Annotated in this window: 16 protein-coding genes; 6 read left to right on the forward strand and 10 right to left on the reverse strand. The window is 72.9% G+C overall.

Features of this window, described 5'->3' with window-relative positions:
- Entirely contained in the window at window positions 1–255 is a 255-nt protein-coding gene (locus ACQUFX_RS30400) for a hypothetical protein (protein WP_067368730.1), read from the forward strand.
- A 26-nt stretch (window positions 256–281) separates the two neighbouring features.
- Here ACQUFX_RS30400 and ACQUFX_RS30405 read toward each other — a convergent pair whose 3' ends face one another.
- The 7 genes from ACQUFX_RS30405 to ACQUFX_RS30435 form a co-directional block, all read right to left on the reverse strand.
- The gene (locus tag ACQUFX_RS30405) at window positions 282–1022 is read right to left on the reverse strand and encodes a DUF4142 domain-containing protein (RefSeq protein WP_428963573.1); all 741 of its coding nucleotides are present in this window, start codon (window positions 1020–1022) and stop codon (window positions 282–284) included.
- Window positions 1023–1186: 164 nt separating this feature from the next.
- Window positions 1187–2368 (reverse strand): ROK family transcriptional regulator, encoded by a 1182-nt coding sequence (locus ACQUFX_RS30410; protein WP_428963574.1) that lies wholly within the window; start codon window positions 2366–2368, stop codon window positions 1187–1189.
- A 28-nt stretch (window positions 2369–2396) separates the two neighbouring features.
- Window positions 2397–3656, reverse strand: coding sequence for a sugar ABC transporter permease (locus ACQUFX_RS30415; protein WP_428963575.1), 1260 nt, complete (start codon window positions 3654–3656; stop codon window positions 2397–2399).
- A complete protein-coding gene (locus ACQUFX_RS30420) occupies window positions 3653–4477 on the reverse strand; it encodes an ATP-binding cassette domain-containing protein (RefSeq protein WP_428963576.1) in 825 nt (274 codons plus the stop codon). The genes ACQUFX_RS30415 and ACQUFX_RS30420 overlap by 4 nt, the downstream gene beginning before the upstream one ends.
- 108 nt (window positions 4478–4585) lie before the next feature.
- Window positions 4586–5686: a sugar ABC transporter substrate-binding protein gene (locus ACQUFX_RS30425; RefSeq protein WP_428963577.1), complete on the reverse strand. Its 1101-nt coding sequence runs from the start codon at window positions 5684–5686 to the stop codon at window positions 4586–4588.
- Between the two features lie 409 nt (window positions 5687–6095).
- Complete coding sequence (gene ybaK, locus ACQUFX_RS30430) at window positions 6096–6578, reverse strand: Cys-tRNA(Pro) deacylase (protein WP_428963578.1); 483 nt, start codon at window positions 6576–6578, stop codon at window positions 6096–6098.
- A gap of 189 nt (window positions 6579–6767) precedes the next feature.
- The gene (locus ACQUFX_RS30435; RefSeq protein WP_428963579.1) at window positions 6768–8015 is read right to left on the reverse strand and encodes a THUMP-like domain-containing protein; all 1248 of its coding nucleotides are present in this window, start codon (window positions 8013–8015) and stop codon (window positions 6768–6770) included.
- Window positions 8016–8360: 345 nt separating this feature from the next.
- Between ACQUFX_RS30435 and groES the strand changes: the two genes are divergently transcribed.
- The gene (gene groES, locus ACQUFX_RS30440) at window positions 8361–8675 is read left to right on the forward strand and encodes a co-chaperone GroES (RefSeq protein ID WP_083979252.1); all 315 of its coding nucleotides are present in this window, start codon (window positions 8361–8363) and stop codon (window positions 8673–8675) included.
- Between the two features lie 70 nt (window positions 8676–8745).
- Window positions 8746–10392 (forward strand): chaperonin GroEL, encoded by a 1647-nt coding sequence (gene groL, locus ACQUFX_RS30445; RefSeq protein ID WP_428963580.1) that lies wholly within the window; start codon window positions 8746–8748, stop codon window positions 10390–10392.
- 69 nt (window positions 10393–10461) lie between these two features.
- Here the strand turns inward: groL and ACQUFX_RS30450 are convergent, their stop codons facing one another.
- On the reverse strand, window positions 10462–11703 hold the full coding sequence (locus ACQUFX_RS30450; protein WP_428963581.1) for a hypothetical protein: 1242 nt from the start codon (window positions 11701–11703) through the stop codon (window positions 10462–10464).
- A 107-nt stretch (window positions 11704–11810) separates the two neighbouring features.
- Window positions 11811–12212, reverse strand: coding sequence for a WhiB family transcriptional regulator (locus ACQUFX_RS30455; protein ID WP_067374194.1), 402 nt, complete (start codon window positions 12210–12212; stop codon window positions 11811–11813).
- Between the two features lie 253 nt (window positions 12213–12465).
- Between ACQUFX_RS30455 and ACQUFX_RS30460 the strand changes: the two genes are divergently transcribed.
- Window positions 12466–13305: a response regulator transcription factor gene (locus ACQUFX_RS30460; RefSeq protein WP_428963582.1), complete on the forward strand. Its 840-nt coding sequence runs from the start codon at window positions 12466–12468 to the stop codon at window positions 13303–13305.
- 54 nt (window positions 13306–13359) lie between these two features.
- Here ACQUFX_RS30460 and ACQUFX_RS30465 read toward each other — a convergent pair whose 3' ends face one another.
- Entirely contained in the window at window positions 13360–13779 is a 420-nt protein-coding gene (locus ACQUFX_RS30465) for a DUF5319 domain-containing protein (protein WP_428963583.1), read from the reverse strand.
- 196 nt (window positions 13780–13975) lie between these two features.
- Between ACQUFX_RS30465 and guaB the strand changes: the two genes are divergently transcribed.
- On the forward strand, window positions 13976–15538 hold the full coding sequence (gene guaB / locus ACQUFX_RS30470) for an IMP dehydrogenase (RefSeq protein WP_428963584.1): 1563 nt from the start codon (window positions 13976–13978) through the stop codon (window positions 15536–15538).
- Between the two features lie 36 nt (window positions 15539–15574).
- Complete coding sequence (locus ACQUFX_RS30475; RefSeq protein WP_428963585.1) at window positions 15575–16693, forward strand: GuaB3 family IMP dehydrogenase-related protein; 1119 nt, start codon at window positions 15575–15577, stop codon at window positions 16691–16693.
- The last annotated feature ends 41 nt before the right edge of the window (window positions 16694–16734 follow it).

Below are 16734 nucleotides of genomic sequence, written 5' to 3' on the forward strand. Positions count from 1 at the left end.
ATGATCGTCCGGATGTGGGAGGCGCGGGCCGAGCCGTACGGTGTCGCCGACCTGATCACCTGGGTCTGCGACACCGCGCTGCCCGAGTTCGAGCACGACCCGCTGCACGTGGCCAGCGAGGTCTTCTCCTCCACCGACCACCGGGTGGTGGTGATCTCGAAGTGGCGCAGCAGCCCGCGTGCCCTGCCGGAGCCGCCGGTACGGCTGCTGGCCCGCCCGCCGCACTCCTGGGACTTCACCCAGGTCGACCGCTGACCCGCCGGCACCGGCCTGGCGGGACGTCAGTTGCGCCGCAGCACCTTGTACGTGGCCAGCCCGCCGGTGGCGAGGGCGGCGAGGAAGACCAGCCAGACCACGGTGGTGCTGACCCCGATGCCCGAGCCGGAGTTCGCCGAGGCCCGCGCCAGCAGCGAGTCGTTGCCCGAGGCGGGCAGGACGGCCGGCGGGAGCTGCTCCCAGCGGACCAGGCCGGTGCTCTCCAGCATCTCCATGTGGTGCAGCACGTACTTGTTGGCGTCGTCGGCGAGCTTGCGCACGGTGGCGTTGCGGGTGCTGGCGCGGACCGCGCCGACCACCGGGAAGATCTTGCCGTGCGCCTCCCGCAGCCGGGTGACGAAGATCTGGTCGAACCGGGCACCGCTGGTGTTCTGCATCTCCAGCAGCCAGCCCTTCTGCTCCTCGGTGGGGTCCGAGGGGATGGTGGCGCCCAGCTTGTTGGCCGCCGCCACGGTCAGCCGGTCCAACTCCTCGTGCTCGGTGGCGATGCCGGCGCCGATCTCGCGTACCCGGGCGGACTGACCCTTCTCGGCGGCCATCTGCCCGGCGGGCATCTCCCACAGCCCGGCGAGCCGGACACCCACCAGCAGCGCCTGGTCGGCGGCGTTGAGGGACTGCGGGGGCGCCGGTACGGCGACGGCCGCCCCGGGCAGCACACCGATCCCCGCGATGATCGCGATGAGCAGCACCGCCACCCGGTGGGTCCGGTGCCCTGGCCGACGGTGTGCGGAGTTCAGCGGTGCCATGTCTGCGGTGCCTCCTCGGTCCGGCCGAAACGCGGGGGGTGGCCGGGCGCCTCCGTACCCCGGCCGCCCGGCCGCCCAGTGGTACGCACTGACGGGCCGATCAGTTCAGTCGGGCGGGCGGAACGGCGGCCGCCGCGGGGAGCAGGCGTCGCCGGTGGGTCGGGTCAGGCCGCGTCGAGCGGGTCGGCGAGGAGCCGTTCGAAGGCGAGTTCGGCGGCGCCGAGCAGCGCGCCGTCGTCACCGAGGGCCGGGGTGCGCAGCCGGACGTGTTCCCGGCAGGCGGCCAGGGCGTTGGAGTTCAACCGGCTGCGGACCTGGGCGGCGGCGGCCAGGTAGAGGTCGCGCATGGTGCCGCCGAAGACGACCAGCTCCGGGTTGAAGATGTTCACCAGGTTGGCGACGCCGAAGCCGAGCCAGTCGCCGACCTGCCGTACCGCCGCCTGGGCGCTGGCGTCGCCGCGCGCCGCCGGGTCCACCACGGCGAGCACCGCGGCCTGGCCGGAGAGCCCGGCACGGCCGGCGGCGCGCAGCAACGCCAGCTCGCCGACCTCGGTCTCCCAGCAGCCCCGCGACCCGCAACTGCACGGCCGGCCGCCCGGGTTGACCACCATGTGGCCGACCTCGCCGCCGTGGCCGCCGTGGCCGGTGATCCGCCGGCCCCCGGCGATGATGCCGGCGCCGATCCCGGCGTCGCCGTACAGGTAGATGACGTTGTCGCAGCCGGCAGCGACGCCCCGGACGTGCTCGGCGAGGGCGGACAGGTCGGCGACGCTCCCGGTCACCACCGGGCTGCCGGCGCCCAGCTCGGCGCCGAGCCGCTCGGCCAGCGACTCGTCCGACCAGCCGGTGTGCGGGCTGAGCCGGACCAGGCCGTCGTCGCGGCGGGCCATCCCGCACACCGCCGCCCCGGCGCCGACGCAGATCGACCCCGCCGGGACCGCCTGCTGCATCCCCTTGACCGCCGCCGCCAGCAGCGGGACCACCTCGTCGACCAGCAGGCCGGGCGGCCGGTCCAGGTCACGGCGGTCGAGCAGCGCGCCACCGAGCCCGATCCGCGCGGCCCGCAGCCGGTCCACCTCGATCGAGTACGCGTACGCGTACACCCGCGCCGACTCGGGCCGGACGACCAGCGACGGTCGTCCGGCCCGGCCGGTCTCCTTCGGCGTCCCCTCGCTGACCAGCCCGGCGTTGGCCAGGTCGGCGGTGAGCGCGCCGATGGTGCTGCGGTTCAGCCCCAGCCGGCTGGTCAGCTCGGCGCGGGTGGTCGCCCCGTGCACGTGTACGTAGCGCAGCAGGGCACCGAGGTTCTGCCGGCGGATCTCGTCCTGGCTCGGTCCTGCGCGCATGTCGTCGGTACTTTCCTGTGCAGCGTGGTCAACGGTTGCCGGTGGCGGCGGCCCGTCGACGCGACAGCGCGTCGACGCTCGCGGCGAGCAGCAGCACCACGCCCGTCACCACGTACTTCGTCCCTGAGCTGTATTCCATCAGGCCCATGCCGTTGTCGATGACGGCGACCACCGCGCCACCGAGCACCGCGTCGAGCACCCGGCCCTTGCCGCCGAAGAGGCTGGTGCCGCCGATCACCGCCGCGCCGACGGCGTAGAGCAGCACGTTGCTCCCACCGGTGTTCGGGTCGACCGAGTTGCCCCTGCTCGCGGCCACGATGCCGCCGACCGCCGCCATCGCGGAGCAGATCATGAAGACCGAGATGCGGATCCGGTCGACGTTGATGCCGGCCCGGCGGGCGGCCTCCTTGTTGCCGCCGACCGCGTAGACGTGCCGCCCGTAGCTGGTCCGCTGGAGGACGAAGGTCCAGAGGATCAGCAGCACCGCGATGATCGGCACCACGATCGGTACGCCCTTGAGCGAGGTGACCAGGACGTTGCGACTGCGCTCCAGGTTGAGGATGTAGACGGCGACGCCGAGGATCAGCGCCAGCGCGCCGATCCGGGCGAGCACCACCGCCATCGGGTCGGCGACCAGTCCCCGGGCGGACCGGGTCCGGTACCGGTTGAGCTGCACGGCCGCGTAGCCGGCGACGGTGACGCCGGCCAGCGCCCAGCCGAGGGCCGGGGGCAGGTTGCGGTTGGCGATGGCGAGCAGGACGCTGTCCCGGATCGCGATGTTGCTGCCCTGGTCGATGAGGACCAGGACGACACCCTGGAAGGCCAGGAATCCGGCCAGGGTGACCACGAAGGACGGAATGCCGATCTTGGCGACCAGGAACCCGAGGACGGTGCCGATCAGCACGCCGGTGGCGAGGGCGGCGAGCATCGCCACGTACCAGGGGTAGCCGAGCACGGTGGCGACGTTGGCCAGGATCGCCGCGCAGACCCCGCTGGCGAAGCCGGCGGAGAGGTCGATCTCGCCGAGCAGCAGGACGAAGACGAGCCCCATCGCGATCAGGGTGACCGCCGCGCCCTGGGTGAACAGGTTGGCGAAGTTGCCGGCGGTGAGGAACGACGGCCGCATGATCGAGAAGACCGTGCAGAGCACCACCAGGCCGAGGACGGCGGGCAGGGCCCCGATGTCGCCGCCGCGGACCCGGCTCCAGTAGCTGCGGACATGACTGCCCACGGTCGGCGCGGGCGTGACCGCCGCCGGGCCTTCTTTCGTGACGACGGTGGTGCTCATCGGTCGGCTCCTGGGTTCTGCGGTTCGGCGGGCTGGGCGCCGGTGCCGTCGGCCGGGGCCGGGTCGGGGGTCAGCCCGAGGTTGCCGGAGCGGCCGGCGGTGATCAGCTCGACCACCTGCGCGTGGGTGATGTCGGTGGTCTTCACCTGGGCGACCATCTGGCCGAGGTAGAGCGCGGCGATCCGGTCGGAGACGGCGAAGACGTCGTTCATGTTGTGCGAGATGAGCACGACGGCGAGGCCGTTGTCGGCCAGCCGGCGGACGAGCTCCAGCACCTGGGCGGTCTGCGCCACACCCAGCGCGGCGGTCGGCTCGTCCAGGATCACCAGCCGGCTGTTCCAGAGCACCGCCTTGGCGATCGCCACGGTCTGCCGCTGGCCGCCGGAGAGGCTGGAGACGTGCTGGCGCAGCGACTTGACGGTCCGCACGCTGAGCCCGGCGAGGGTGTCGGCGGCCATCTGCTCCATGGTCGGCTCGTCGAGGACGAGGCCGCTGCGCTTCTCCCGGCCGAGGAACATGTTCTGGACGATGTCCAGGTTGTCGCAGAGCGCGAGATCCTGGTACACGACCTCGATGCCGAGCCCGGCGGCGTCCCGGGGGCTGTTGATGGTCACCGGTCGGCCCTCGAACAGGAACTCGCCGGCGTCGGTGCCGTAGATGCCGCTGATGCACTTGACCAGCGTCGACTTGCCGGCGCCGTTGTCGCCGACCAGTGCGGTCACCTCCCCGGCGTGGGCGGAGAGGGCGACGTCACGCAGGACCTGGACGGGACCGAAGCTCTTGTCGATCCCGCGCAGCTCCAGCAAGGGGGTCGCGGACACGGGGGTCTCCTTCGTCACGGAGGGGAGGTCTGTTCAGCCGTGCGCCGGGGCGCCGCCCGGCACGCCGGTGGCCGTGCCGGGCGGCGCCCCGCCGGGTTGGGGTACGGGTCAGTTGACGCCCGCGTCCGCGCAGAGCTGGGCGAAGCTGCCCTCGCAGAGCTTGGCCTTGTCGACGTAGCCGTCGGCGACCACGTCCTTGACGTTCTCCTTGTAGATCAGCTTCGGCTGGAGCAGGCGGGCGGGCACGTCCCGGCCGCTCTCCGGGTCCTTGACGGTCTGCCCGGTGTCCTTCCGCTCGCCCTTGGCGATCGCGATGGCCAGCTCGGCGGCGGCGTCGGCCTCCTGCTTGACCGCCTTGTAGACGGTCATGCACTGGTCACCGGCGAGGATGTTCTGCAGGCCCTGGAGGTCGGCGTCCTGCCCGGTCACCGGCACCCTGCCGTTGATCTTGTTCTTCTTCAGCACCGAGATGGCCGCGTTGCCGAGGCCGTCGTTGGCGGCGAGCACCCCGTCGATCTTGCCGTTGGTCTGGGTGAGCATCTGCTCGAAGATCGTGGCGGCCTGCGCCGGGTCCCAGTCCGGCACGGACTGCTCCGGGCCCTTGGCGTACTCGCCCGCGTCGAACTTCGGCTTGAGCACCGAGTCGTACCCGTTCTTGAACAGGGTGGCGTTGTTGTCGGTCGGCGAACCGTTGAGGTACGCGATCGTCGGCTTCTGCACGCCCTGGTCGGTCAGGCACTTGCTCAGGCCCTCGCCCTGGAGCTTGCCGACGGCCTCGTTGTCGAAGCTGACGTAGTACTGCGCGGAGCCGCCCAGGGTGAGCCGGTCGTAGTCGATGGTGGCGACGCCCTGGGACTTCGCCTTGTCGAGCACGGCCTTGCCGGTGCCGGAGTCCAGGTTCACGATCATCAGGACGGTCGCCCCGTTGGTGATCATCTGGTCGGCGATGGTCTGGAAGGCGTTCTTGTCGTTCTGCGCGTTCTGGATGTCGTACTCGACGCCTGCGGCCTTGAACGCCTCCTCCAGGAACCGGCGGTCGGCGGTCTCCCAGCGGGCGGAGGACTTGCTGTCGGGCAGGATCACGCCGATCTTCGGGGTCTGCCCGTTGTCGCCGCCGGCCCCGTTGCTGCCGGAGTCGTCACCGCAGGCGGTCAGGCTGCCGGTGGCCAGCAGGCCCACGGCGGCGAAGGTGAGGAAGCCCTTGCGCATCTGCTCGGGTCCTTTCGGGGGTGGGGGAGTTGCGGTCGGTGGTTTGTTGTGTCCGGCAACGTATTCCCGGTCACACTCCGCGCGCAAGACCATCGCGACCATAAATTTGTTGGCGGCGGTAACAATCCCGCAACGCCCCCGACACCCCGACGCCAAGCACCCCCGGAACACCTGCACATGCCCCCGGTGCCTCATCCCTACCCCGCAGCCCCACCCTCCACACCCACCCCGCCGCGCCCGGCCGCGCCGCCCCTCGCGCCCGCCGCCCCTCGCGCCCGCCCCGCCTCGTCGCGGTGATCACGGGTCGGGGGGCGTCCGTCGGCGTGTCGCACCACCCATCCCTTGATCGACACGACCCGGTCTCCGGGGCGGGGTGGAGTGGGGTGGACGGGAAGGCGCGGGCTCGGGGTCAGTGAGCGGTGGTGATGGGGGCGGGGGTGGCGGCGGTGAGGGTGACCAGGTCCTGAGGGGCCAGTTCGACCTGGAGGCCACGCCGGCCGGCGGAGACGTAGACGGTCTCGTGCGCCAGGGCCGAGGAGTCGACCACGGTGGGCAGCCGCCGACGCTGACCGAGCGGGCTGATCCCGCCCCGAACGTACCCGGTGGCCCGCTCGGCGGCGGCCCGGTCGGCCAGCGCGGCCCGCTTGCCACCCACCGCCGCCGCGAGCGCCTTCAGGTCCAGGTCGCCGCCGACCGGCACGACCGCCACCACGAGCGCGCCGTCGACCTCCGCCACCAGCGTCTTGAACAGCCGCCCCGGGGGTACGCCGAGCGCGGCGGCGACCAGTGCGCCGTAGTTCGGCAGGTCCGGCGACACCTCGTACGGGTGGGTGCGGTGGGTCACCTTCCGCGTGACCAGCAGCGCGATCGCCGGAGTACCCCGTCCCGCCATGCCCGCCACGCTATACCCGCCCCACCCGGCCGCCCCGCCTCCCCTGGCTGCGGTCACGCGCGTCGATCATGGAGTGTGCGGGGACTTTGATCTCCGTCTCCACCGCCAACTCCATGATCACCGCGACGGGGGAGGGTCGGGTGGGGGAGGGGCGGGTGGGGGAGGGAGGGGTGGGGGTGGGGTGAAGGGTTAGGTGGGGTGGCAGAGGAGGGCGGTGGGGGTGTTGGCGACCCGGGTGAGGACCAGGCTGGCCGGCTGGTCGCCAGCGAGGCGCAGGTCGCGGCGGAGCTTCTCCGGTTCCAGCGCCGACCCGCGCTTGAGGATCTCCACCCGGCCGACCCGACGCTCCCGCAGCAGCGCACGCAGCCGCTTCAGCGAGAACGGCAGGACGTCGGTGATCTCCAGGCAGCGCGCGTACGGGGTGGCGACCGCGCGGTCGGCGTAGAGGTACGCGATGGCCGGGTCGGCGAGGGTGGCGTCCAGGTCGGCGGCGAGTTCGGCGACCAGGTGGGCCCGGACCACCGCCGGGTCGGGGTCGTACAGGAAGCGACGGACCGGCCCGACCGGCGCCTCCACCGTCCCGTCGCCGGTCACCTGGTGTACCGCCGTGCCGGCCACCGGGGTGTGAGAAGGGTTCCCTTCTCTACCGTATGCGTTAACAGGGGGCCCTTCCTTACACCTCAGGAGGGTGGCGCGGCGGGGGGAGTGGGCGAGCGGACCGCACCAGAGGGCTGCCTCGACCAGGTCGCCGTCCACGCTGACCCACTCGGCCTCGGCGCCGGGCGGGATCAGCGCGTGGTCGATGCCCGGGGCGACCTTGACCACGGTCCGGGGTACCCGTTCGGCCAGCCCGGTGACGAAGTCCCAGGGTGGGGAGTAGGCGTTCGGGTCGAAGATCCGTCGACCGGTGCCGGCGCGGCGGCGGGCCGGGTCGCAGAAGACCGCGTCGACCCGGGTCACGTCGAACGCGGTGGCGTCCCCGCACTTCACGGTGAACAGGTCGGCCAGCCCGGCGGCCTCGGCGTTGGCGGCGGCCATCGTGGCGGTGACCGGGTCGGCCTCCACGCCGTACACCCGGATGCCGGCGCGGGCGGCGGCGAGCGCGTCGGCCCCGAGGCCGCAGCCGAGGTCGGCGAGGGTCGCCACCCCGGCGGCGTGTAGCCGCTGCGCCCGGCGGTCCGCGACGACCGCCCGGGTGGCCTGCTCCAGGCCGGGCCGGGTGAGGAACATCCCGGTGGCGGCGGGGCCGAACTTGCCGACGGCCCGGCGGCGCAGCTCCGCCTGGGTCAGCGCGGCGGCGGCCAGCCCGGCCGGGATCCCGGCGGCGCGCAGCGAGGCCGCCGCGCCCAGCGGGTCGCCGCCGGCCACCGCGTCCGCCGCCGCGAGCGCGGCCGACCCCTCGGGTGTACGCAACGCGGCGAGCTGTTCCAGGTCCACCCGGCCATTGTCCCGAGCCGGCCCGGGGCCCTGCTCCGGTGGGCCACCCTCGGGCAGGTGCCGTGGTCAGCGGGGTCGTGACGGGCGGCGGAGCGGAGCGCGTGAGGTGGGCGATCGGGGGACACGGGGGTGCTGCGTTGGCACTCTCCTTGACGGAGTGCTAGCCGAGGCATAACCTGCGATTAGCACTCTCACCCTGAGGGTGCCAGCTCCCGGCCTGCTGGCGTGGGTGCTGAACGCCAGGCGGACCGGCACCCGCGACGACGGTCCCGCCCGGTGGCATGTGGCAGATTGACGCTGGTCGGCTGAGCCGTCCGGCTACGAAACCCAATACCCCAGGAGGGTATGCCCGTGACTACCGCGACCAAGGTTGCGATCAAGCCGCTCGAGGACCGGATCGTGGTCCAGGCGAACGAGGCTGAGACCACCACGGCGTCGGGCATCGTGATCCCCGACACCGCCAAGGAGAAGCCGCAGGAGGGCACCGTCCTCGCTGTCGGCCCGGGCCGTATCGACGACAAGGGCAACCGGATCCCGGTTGACGTGCAGGTCGGCGACGTCGTCCTGTACTCGAAGTACGGCGGCACCGAGGTCAAGTACGCCGGCGAGGAGTACCTGGTCCTCTCCGCCCGCGACGTCCTCGCGGTCATCGAGAAGTAAGCAACCGATCAGTGTCGCTGCCCCGGTCCGGCTCGCCGGGCCGGGGCAGCGACGCTTCGAAGGGACATTCATGGCGAAGATCCTGAGCTTCTCGGACGACGCCCGGCACCTGCTGGAGCACGGTGTCAACGCCCTCGCGGACGCGGTCAAGGTCACTCTCGGCCCGCGCGGGCGCAACGTCGTCCTGGACAAGAAATTCGGTGCGCCCACGATCACCAACGATGGTGTGACCATCGCCAAGGAGATCGAGCTCACCAACCCGTACGAGAACCTCGGCGCGCAGTTGGTCAAGGAGGTGGCGACCAAGACCAACGACGTCGCCGGCGACGGGACCACCACCGCGACCGTGCTGGCGCAGGCGCTGATCCGGGAGGGTCTGCGCAACGTCACCGCCGGGTCGAACCCGATCGCGCTGAAGCGGGGCATCGACGCGGCGGCGCAGAAGGTCTCCGAGGCCCTGCTGGACCGGGCCGTCGAGGTCACCGGCAAGGAGTCGATCGCGCACGTCGCCACGATCTCCGCGCAGGACGCCACCATCGGCGAGCTGATCGCCGAGGCGATGGAGCGGGTCGGCCGCGACGGTGTGATCACCGTCGAGGAGGGCTCGGCCCTGCACACCGAGCTGGACGTGACCGAGGGTCTCCAGTTCGACAAGGGCTTCATCTCGCCCAACTTCGTCACCGACGCGGAGTCCCAGGAAGCCGTCCTGGAGGACGCGTACGTCCTGATCACCACGCAGAAGATCTCCGCGATCGAGGAGCTGCTGCCGCTGCTGGAGAAGGTCCTCTCCGACAGCAAGCCGCTGCTGATCATCGCCGAGGACGTCGAGGGTCAGGCGCTCTCCACGCTGGTGGTCAACGCCATCCGCAAGACCCTCAAGGTCTGCGCGGTGAAGGCCCCGGGCTTCGGCGACCGCCGCAAGGCGATGCTCCAGGACCTGGCGATCGCCACCGGTGCCGAGCTGATCGCCCCGGAACTGGGCTACAAGCTCGACCAGGTCGGCCTGGAGGTGCTCGGCGCCGCCCGGCGCGTCGTGGTCGACAAGGAGACCACCACCATCGTCGACGGTGGCGGGCAGGCCAGCGAGGTCGCCGACCGGGTCGCGCAGATCCGCAAGGAGATCGAGGCCACGGACTCCGACTGGGACCGGGAGAAGCTCTCCGAGCGGCTGGCCAAGCTCTCCGGCGGCGTCGCCGTCATCAAGGTGGGCGCGGCGACCGAGGTCGAGATGAAGGAGCGCAAGCACCGCATCGAGGACGCCATCGCCGCGACCAAGGCCGCGGTCGAGGAGGGTACGGTCCCCGGCGGCGGTGCCGCCCTGGCCCAGATCCTCCCGGTGCTCGACGACGACCTGGGCCTCACCGGCGACGAGAAGGTCGGCGTCTCGATCGTGCGCAAGTCGCTGGTCGAGCCGCTGCGCTGGATCGCCCAGAACGCGGGCCAGGACGGGTACGTCGTGGTGCAGAAGGTCGTCGGCCAGGAGTGGGGCAACGGCCTCGACGCCGCCACCGGCTCCTGGGTCGACCTGGCCAAGTCCGGCATCATCGACCCGGTGAAGGTGACCCGCAACGCGGTCACCAACGCCGCCTCGATCGCCGGGCTGCTGCTGACCACCGAGAGCCTGGTCGTGGAGAAGCCGGTGAAGGCCGAGCCGGCCGCCGCCGGGGGCCACGGCCACTCGCACGGTCACGGCCACCAGCACGGCCCGGGCTTCTGACCGAGCCCGGCTGTTAGGAAGGGCCCCTTCCTATACCGGAAGCGTTAACAAGGGGCCCTTCCTTACACCTCACCGGGGTGCATCGTCGATGGCGGTGCGCCCCGGTGTCTCGTACGCGACCCCGGGGTCGAGCAGCGCCGACCAGGCGGGCCGGAAGGCCGGCGCCCGGCGGGCCGTCTCCGGCGCCAGCTCGCTGCGCCAGGGCCCGCCGTGGTCGTCGGCCGGCAGCCAGGAGGGCCACGAGTCGTAGCACCGCTGCACGGTGGACCCCTCGGCGGTCGTCTCGACCCGCAGGAAGAGCCACTGCCCGTGCGCGGGGTCCGCCTCGACCCGGCGGAGCCGGCGGACCAGCTCGCCGGCCTCCCGGAAGGGCTGCCACTGGTCCTCCCCGTCGCGACGGGCCGGGGGTGCCGTCCCCGGGTGCTGGCGGAGCGCGGTGTCGGTCACCTGGACGAGCAGCGCGCAGCGGCCGTCTCCGGCGGGGGCGCGGCCCCGCACCCAGGCGACGAGGGCGGCCAGTTCCGGGGAGTCGCCGGGCGTGGGCCGGGGCAGCTCGGTGGCCTGCCGCATGGCCGCCCAGACGAGCTGGTCGTGCTGGTCCTCGCTGAGCGTGCGGACCCGCCGGGGCGGCGCCCCACCGGCCGGCGGCAGCACCGGGCGGACCGCCCCCGGGGTGAGTCCGGCCCGGCCGGCCGCCGTCAGGCCGGCGGCCGGGTCGACGGGGCGGGACCGCAGCCGCCCGAGCAGCCCCGCCACCACCGCCGCGTCGACCGTTGCGGCGCTCGCGGCGGCGAGCAGGCGGTCGGCGGCCCGGTCCACCTCGGCCCGCTCCGTTGGTTCGTCGGCTGGCTCGTGCCCGCCCCACTGGAAGACGACCTCGCCCAGTTCCAGCCGGGCCCGGTCCGCGTCGAGCACGGCTCCGGCGGTGGCCCGCAGGCCGTCGTCGTGCAGCGAGTCCGGGTACGGCACCCGGCTCCAGGCGCCGGCCTCGTACCAGTAGACGTAGCCGAGCTGGTCGTCCTCGGCGTGCCGGGTCAGCTCGGGCCAGGGCAGCCAGGCGGGTGCCCCGGCGAGCAGGTCGACCGGTGGGCTCGCGCAGACCGTGTCGCTGTACTCGTGGTCGTACCCGAAGAGCACCGCCCGGTCGCCCTCGACGAGGACCAGTCGGGCCCAGTTGCCGCCGTGGTCGTCGTGGTGGGCGCCGTCCGCGTCGCACCAGTAGACGTCGTCGTGGCCGAGGGCGGCGAGGGCGGTGGCGAGCGCACCCCAGCGTGTCCAGAGCGTGTCGGGTGCCCCGATGTCGGTCCGCATCCGCCGGATCCTGGCAGAACCCGCCGGTGCGGAAAAGACCCGGGTGGGTGGTCACACGCCGACGCGCCCCGGCTCGCCGGGGCGCGTCGGTGCAGAATTCGGTGTCGTCAGGCGACGTTGCGCTGGGTGGGCACGGCCTGGCCACTGGCCACCGTGGACTTGTGGGCGGCGCCCAGCCGGGCCTCCAGGCGGGGCACGTCGACCCGGGACTGCCGCCGGTCGGCGGTGTCCTCCCAGCCCACCGCGAGCAGCCGCAGCCGCTCGGCCTCGCTGAAGCCACCCCAGACGCCGTACGGCTCGCGGACGGAGAGCGCGTGCGCGGCGCACTCGGCGCGGACCGGGCAGGCCCGGCAGACCGCCTTGGCACCGGATTCCCGGCGGAGCCGGGAGGAGCCGCGTTCACCGTCGGGGTGGAAGAACTGGGCGCTGTCACGTCCCCGGCAGGAGCCGAGCCGCTGCCAGTCCCAGAGGTCGACGATGGGTCCGGGCAGTCTGCGTACGTTCGACATCAGCACCCCTCCTCCCGCGCGGCACCGCGCGATCCTTCACTGCCGGGCCCCGGGTGGCGGGCCGCGCAGGCGCACCGTCCCCGGCTTGACACCACCGGTACCCGGCTGTCCCACGGTTCACACCCCTGTGATCGAAAAGCTGGTGCTTATTTGTTCCAAATGCCCGATAAGTTCGAAAAGTTCGGAGGATTGCCCGGAACCCCCTCCCGACCTGACCCCGCCGTGGTCTGCTCGTGGGCGGAGAGGAGACACAGTGCGTACCGTCCTCGTGTGCGTGCGGACACCGCTCGCCGCCCAGCACCTGACCGCCGCCGCAGCTCGACTCGGCCTGTCCTCCGTCGTCCGGACCGCCGTCTCCGATCCCGAGGCGATGCTGCGGCTCGCCGAACGGCCGGTCGACGTGGTGTTGGCGGACACGGCGCTGACCCGGCCGGACAGCGCCGGCTTCGTCCGCCGGGTGCTCGCCCGGGCCCCCCAGGCCGCCGTGCTGCTGCTCGGCGCCGAGGAGAACGAGGCGGCGGCGGCCAGCATCAGCGCCGGTGCCCGGGGTCTGATCCAGGGCACCGACCACGACCTGACCAGCGCGGTGGCCAAGGCCCTGCTGCTGCTCTCCGCGCCCGGTCGGGCCGCCCGCAACCGGGTCGGCGACCCGGCCCGCGACGCGGCGGCCGTCGGCGGCCCCACCCGTGGCGCTCCCGGCGGCCGGACCCCCGGGACCACCGGCCCGACCTCCGGGAACACCGGCCCGGCCTGGCCGGCGGGCCCCGGCGAGCCGGTGGCCGGACCACCGAGCGTGGTACCCGTCCAGCGCGGCGACGACGAGGCCGAGGCGGCCGAGGAGCCGGGCGGAACGGAGGCCGAGCGGCCGACCCGGCCGCGCCCCGCCGGCCGCAACGCGGTCGGGCTCACCGAGCGTGAGTTGCAGGTGCTGCTCGGCATGGCCGAGGGGAAGAGCAACGCCGAGATCGGGCGGGAGCTGTTCGTCTCGGAGGACACCGTGAAGACCCACGCCCGCCGGCTGTTCCGCAAGCTCGGCGCCCGGGACCGCGCGCACGCGGTGGCCGCCGGCTTCCGCGCCGGCCTGGTCGCCTGACGAGCCGACCCGGCCGGAAAGTCCACCCGCCGGCTGATCCGACGGATCGCCGGATCAGCCGGCGGCGGGTCCGTCGGTCGGCTCCTCGTCGGTGCCCTCGGTCAGGGTGTCGTGCACCCCGTCGGCGTAGCCCCGGGCGTAGTCCCAGGTGACGTAGTGGTCCGGGTCGGGGTCGTAGGCCGGCTCGTGCACCCGGGGGCGACCGGAGTTGAGCAGGTGCCGAAGGTTGCCCCGGAGCAGGTCCCAGTCGAAGTAGTGCGGCTCGCGGCAGTCCTCGCACTCGATCACCAGCCCGCGCACCCCGATCGGCGACAGCAGGGCCTGGTAGATCTCCAGGTCGGCCAGATCCTCCAGGACGTCCTGCCGTTCGACCTCGGTCAGCGGGTCGAGCGGGGCGTCGTCGCCCGGATCGTGCAGGCCGGCTGCCGGATCGGCCGGGTCGCCGTTGAACGGGTCGATGGGCTCGTCGTGCACCCCCTCACCGTAGACCCAACGCCGACCCGACGCCCGCCCCCCGCCCGGTCGGGCTCCGGCTCCGTGCGGACACCCGCCGCCGACGGAGGGCGCGCAGCTCACTGGGTACGATGAAGCCACGCGCTGTCGTGGTGGCCCGGTCCGCCGCCCGCGCGTTCCTCACTGAAGCCCGTTCGACCAGCTCAGGAGAGCAATCGTGGAGAATTCGCCCAGCACCGATATTCCGGCCGGCGCCGACCACGGCGAGCTGGGCGGCCACCTTCCGGAGCTGCCCGCCGGCTCGGCGCGGGTGGTGCCGCTCGGCCTGACCTTCGACGACGTGCTGTTGCAGCCGGGCGAGTCGGACGTGGTGCCCAGCCGGGTCGCCACGGTCACCCGGCTCACCCGTAACGTCCAGCTCACCGTGCCGCTGCTCTCCAGCGCGATGGACACGGTCACCGAGGCGCGGATGGCGATCGCGATGGCCCGGATGGGCGGCATCGGCGTGCTGCACCGCAACCTCTCCGCCGAGGACCAGGCGCTCCAGGTGGACCTGGTCAAGCGCTCCGAGTCGGGCATGATCACCAACCCCGTGACGGCCAGCCCGGACGACACCCTCTCCGAGGTCGACCAGCTCTGCGGGCGGTACCGGATCTCCGGTGTGCCGGTGGTCGACCGCGACGGCCAGCTCGTCGGCATCGTCACCAACCGGGACATGCGCTTCGTCTCCGACCCGGCCACCCCGGTACGGCAGATCATGACGCACGCCCCGCTGGTCACCGCCCCGGTCGGGGTGAGCAAGGACGACGCGCTCGACCTGCTCCGCCAGCACAAGGTGGAGAAGCTGCCGATCGTGGACGACGCCGGCAAGCTGCGCGGCCTGATCACCGTCAAGGACTTCACCAAGAGCGAGCAGTACCCCACCGCCACCAAGGACGACGCCGGCCGGCTGCGGGTGGCCGCCGCGATCGGGGTGGGCGAGGACGCGTACAAGCGGGCCCGGCTCCTGGTCGACGCGGGCGTCGACGTGCTGATCGTGGACACCGCGCACGGCCACCAGCGGGCCGTGATCGACATGGTCCGCCAGCTCAAGAAGGACGTCGCGATCGACATCGTCGGCGGCAACGTGGCCACCTACGCCGGGGCGAAGGCCCTGGTCGACGCGGGTGCCGACGGGGTCAAGGTCGGGGTGGGCCCGGGTGCCATCTGCACCACCCGGATCGTCGCCGGGGTCGGCGTGCCGCAGATCACCGCGATCATGGAGGCGGCCCGCGCCGCCCGGCCGGCCGGCGTGCCGGTCATCGGCGACGGCGGCATCCAGTACTCCGGCGACATCGCCAAGGCCCTGGTGGCCGGGGCCGACACGGTGATGCTCGGCAGCCTGCTGGCCGGCTGCGAGGAGAGCCCCGGCGAGTTGATCTTCGTCAACGGCAAGCAGTTCAAGGCGTACCGGGGGATGGGCTCGCTCGGCGCGATGCAGTCCCGCGGGCAGGCCAAGTCGTACTCCAAGGACCGCTACTTCCAGCAGGACGTGACCAGCGACGAGAAGCTGGTCCCGGAGGGCGTGGAGGGTCAGGTGCCCTACCGGGGCCCGCTGTCCCGGGTCGCCCACCAGCTCGTCGGGGGGCTGCGGCTGGCCATGGGGTACGCCGGTGCGGAGAGCATCGCCGAGCTGCACCAGCGGGGCCAGCTCATCCGGATCACCGCGGCCGGGCTCAAGGAGAGCCACCCGCACGACATCCAGATGACCGTCGAGGCGCCCAACTACCACACCCGCTGACCCGCCACCCCCACCCCCACTACACCTGGAGTCCCCATGCGTGACGTGGTCGAGATCGGGCTGGGTAAGACCGCGCAGCGCGGTTACCACCTGGACGACATCGCCATCGTGCCGAGCCGGCGCACCCGGGACGTCGACGACGTCTCCACCGCCTGGCAGCTCGACGCCTACCCCTTCGGCATCCCCTGTGTCGGGCACCCCTCGGACGCCACGATGAGCCCGGCCTCGGCCGTCCGGCTCGGCGAACTCGGCGGCCTCGGCGTGCTCAACGTCGAGGGGCTCTGGACCCGGTACGAGAACCCGACCAAGGTGCTGGAGGAGCTGGCCGCCCTCGGCGAGGACGCCCGCGCCACCAAGCGCCTCCAGGAGGTGTACGCCGAGCCGATCCGCCCCGACCTGATCGCCGAGCGGGTCCGCGAGCTGCGCGCCGGTGGCGGCACGGTGGCGGTGCGGGTCTCCCCGCAGCACACCCTGGCGCTGGCCCCGGTGATCCTGGACGCCGGGGTGGACATCCTGGTCATCCAGGGCACGATCGTCTCCGCCGAGCACGTCTCCACCACCGACGAGCCGCTGAACCTCAAGGAGTTCATCGCCGACCTGGACCTGCCGGTCATCGTCGGCGGCTGCACCGACTACAAGACCGCGCTGCACCTGATGCGGACCGGCGCGGCCGGGGTGATCGTCGGCATCGGTGGGGACGAGTGGTCCACCACCGAGTCGGTGCTCGGCATCCGGGTGCCGATGGCCACCGCCATCGCCGACGCGGCGGCGGCCCGCCGGGACTACCTGGACGAGACCGGGGGCCGGTACGTGCACCTGATCGCCGACGGGGACATCCGGACCTCCGGGGACCTCGCCAAGGCGCTGGGCTGCGGCGCGGACGCGGTGATGCTCGGCGAGCCGCTGTCGCTGTGCGAGGAGGCCCCGGCCGGTGGGGCCTGGTGGCACTCGGCGGCCAGCCACCCGTCGCTGCCCCGGGGCGCGTTCGAGGTGGCCGGCGAGCCGCTCGGCTCGATGGAGCAGGTGCTCTTCGGCCCGGCCGACGAGCCCGACGGCCAGCTCAACCTCTTCGGCGCGCTGCGCCGGGCGATGGCCAAGTGCGGGTACCGGGATCTCAAGGAGTTCCAGCGGGTGGGCCTGGTCCTGGACCGCTGACCCGGCGCTCCCCACGACGAAAGGAACCGGCCCCCGCCGTG

This window comes from Micromonospora fluostatini (assembly GCF_050410825.1).
GTDB lineage: Bacteria > Actinomycetota > Actinomycetes > Mycobacteriales > Micromonosporaceae > Micromonospora > Micromonospora rosaria.

Bases quoted from the DNA above. Each gene is read 5' to 3' on its own strand.
- ACQUFX_RS30400 (WP_067368730.1), top strand. From the start codon at position 1: ATGATCGTCCGGATGTGGGAGGCGCGGGCCGAGCCGTACGGTGTCGCC.
- ACQUFX_RS30405 (WP_428963573.1), bottom strand. From the start codon at position 1,022: ATGGCACCGCTGAACTCCGCACACCGTCGGCCAGGGCACCGGACCCAC.
- ACQUFX_RS30410 (WP_428963574.1), bottom strand. From the start codon at position 2,368: ATGCGCGCAGGACCGAGCCAGGACGAGATCCGCCGGCAGAACCTCGGT.
- ACQUFX_RS30415 (WP_428963575.1), bottom strand. From the start codon at position 3,656: ATGAGCACCACCGTCGTCACGAAAGAAGGCCCGGCGGCGGTCACGCCC.
- ACQUFX_RS30425 (WP_428963577.1), bottom strand. From the start codon at position 5,686: ATGCGCAAGGGCTTCCTCACCTTCGCCGCCGTGGGCCTGCTGGCCACC.
- ybaK (WP_428963578.1), bottom strand. From the start codon at position 6,578: ATGGCGGGACGGGGTACTCCGGCGATCGCGCTGCTGGTCACGCGGAAG.
- groES (WP_083979252.1), top strand. From the start codon at position 8,361: ATGCCCGTGACTACCGCGACCAAGGTTGCGATCAAGCCGCTCGAGGAC.
- groL (WP_428963580.1), top strand. From the start codon at position 8,746: ATGGCGAAGATCCTGAGCTTCTCGGACGACGCCCGGCACCTGCTGGAG.
- ACQUFX_RS30450 (WP_428963581.1), bottom strand. From the start codon at position 11,703: ATGCGGACCGACATCGGGGCACCCGACACGCTCTGGACACGCTGGGGT.
- ACQUFX_RS30455 (WP_067374194.1), bottom strand. From the start codon at position 12,212: ATGTCGAACGTACGCAGACTGCCCGGACCCATCGTCGACCTCTGGGAC.
- ACQUFX_RS30475 (WP_428963585.1), top strand. From the start codon at position 15,575: ATGCGTGACGTGGTCGAGATCGGGCTGGGTAAGACCGCGCAGCGCGGT.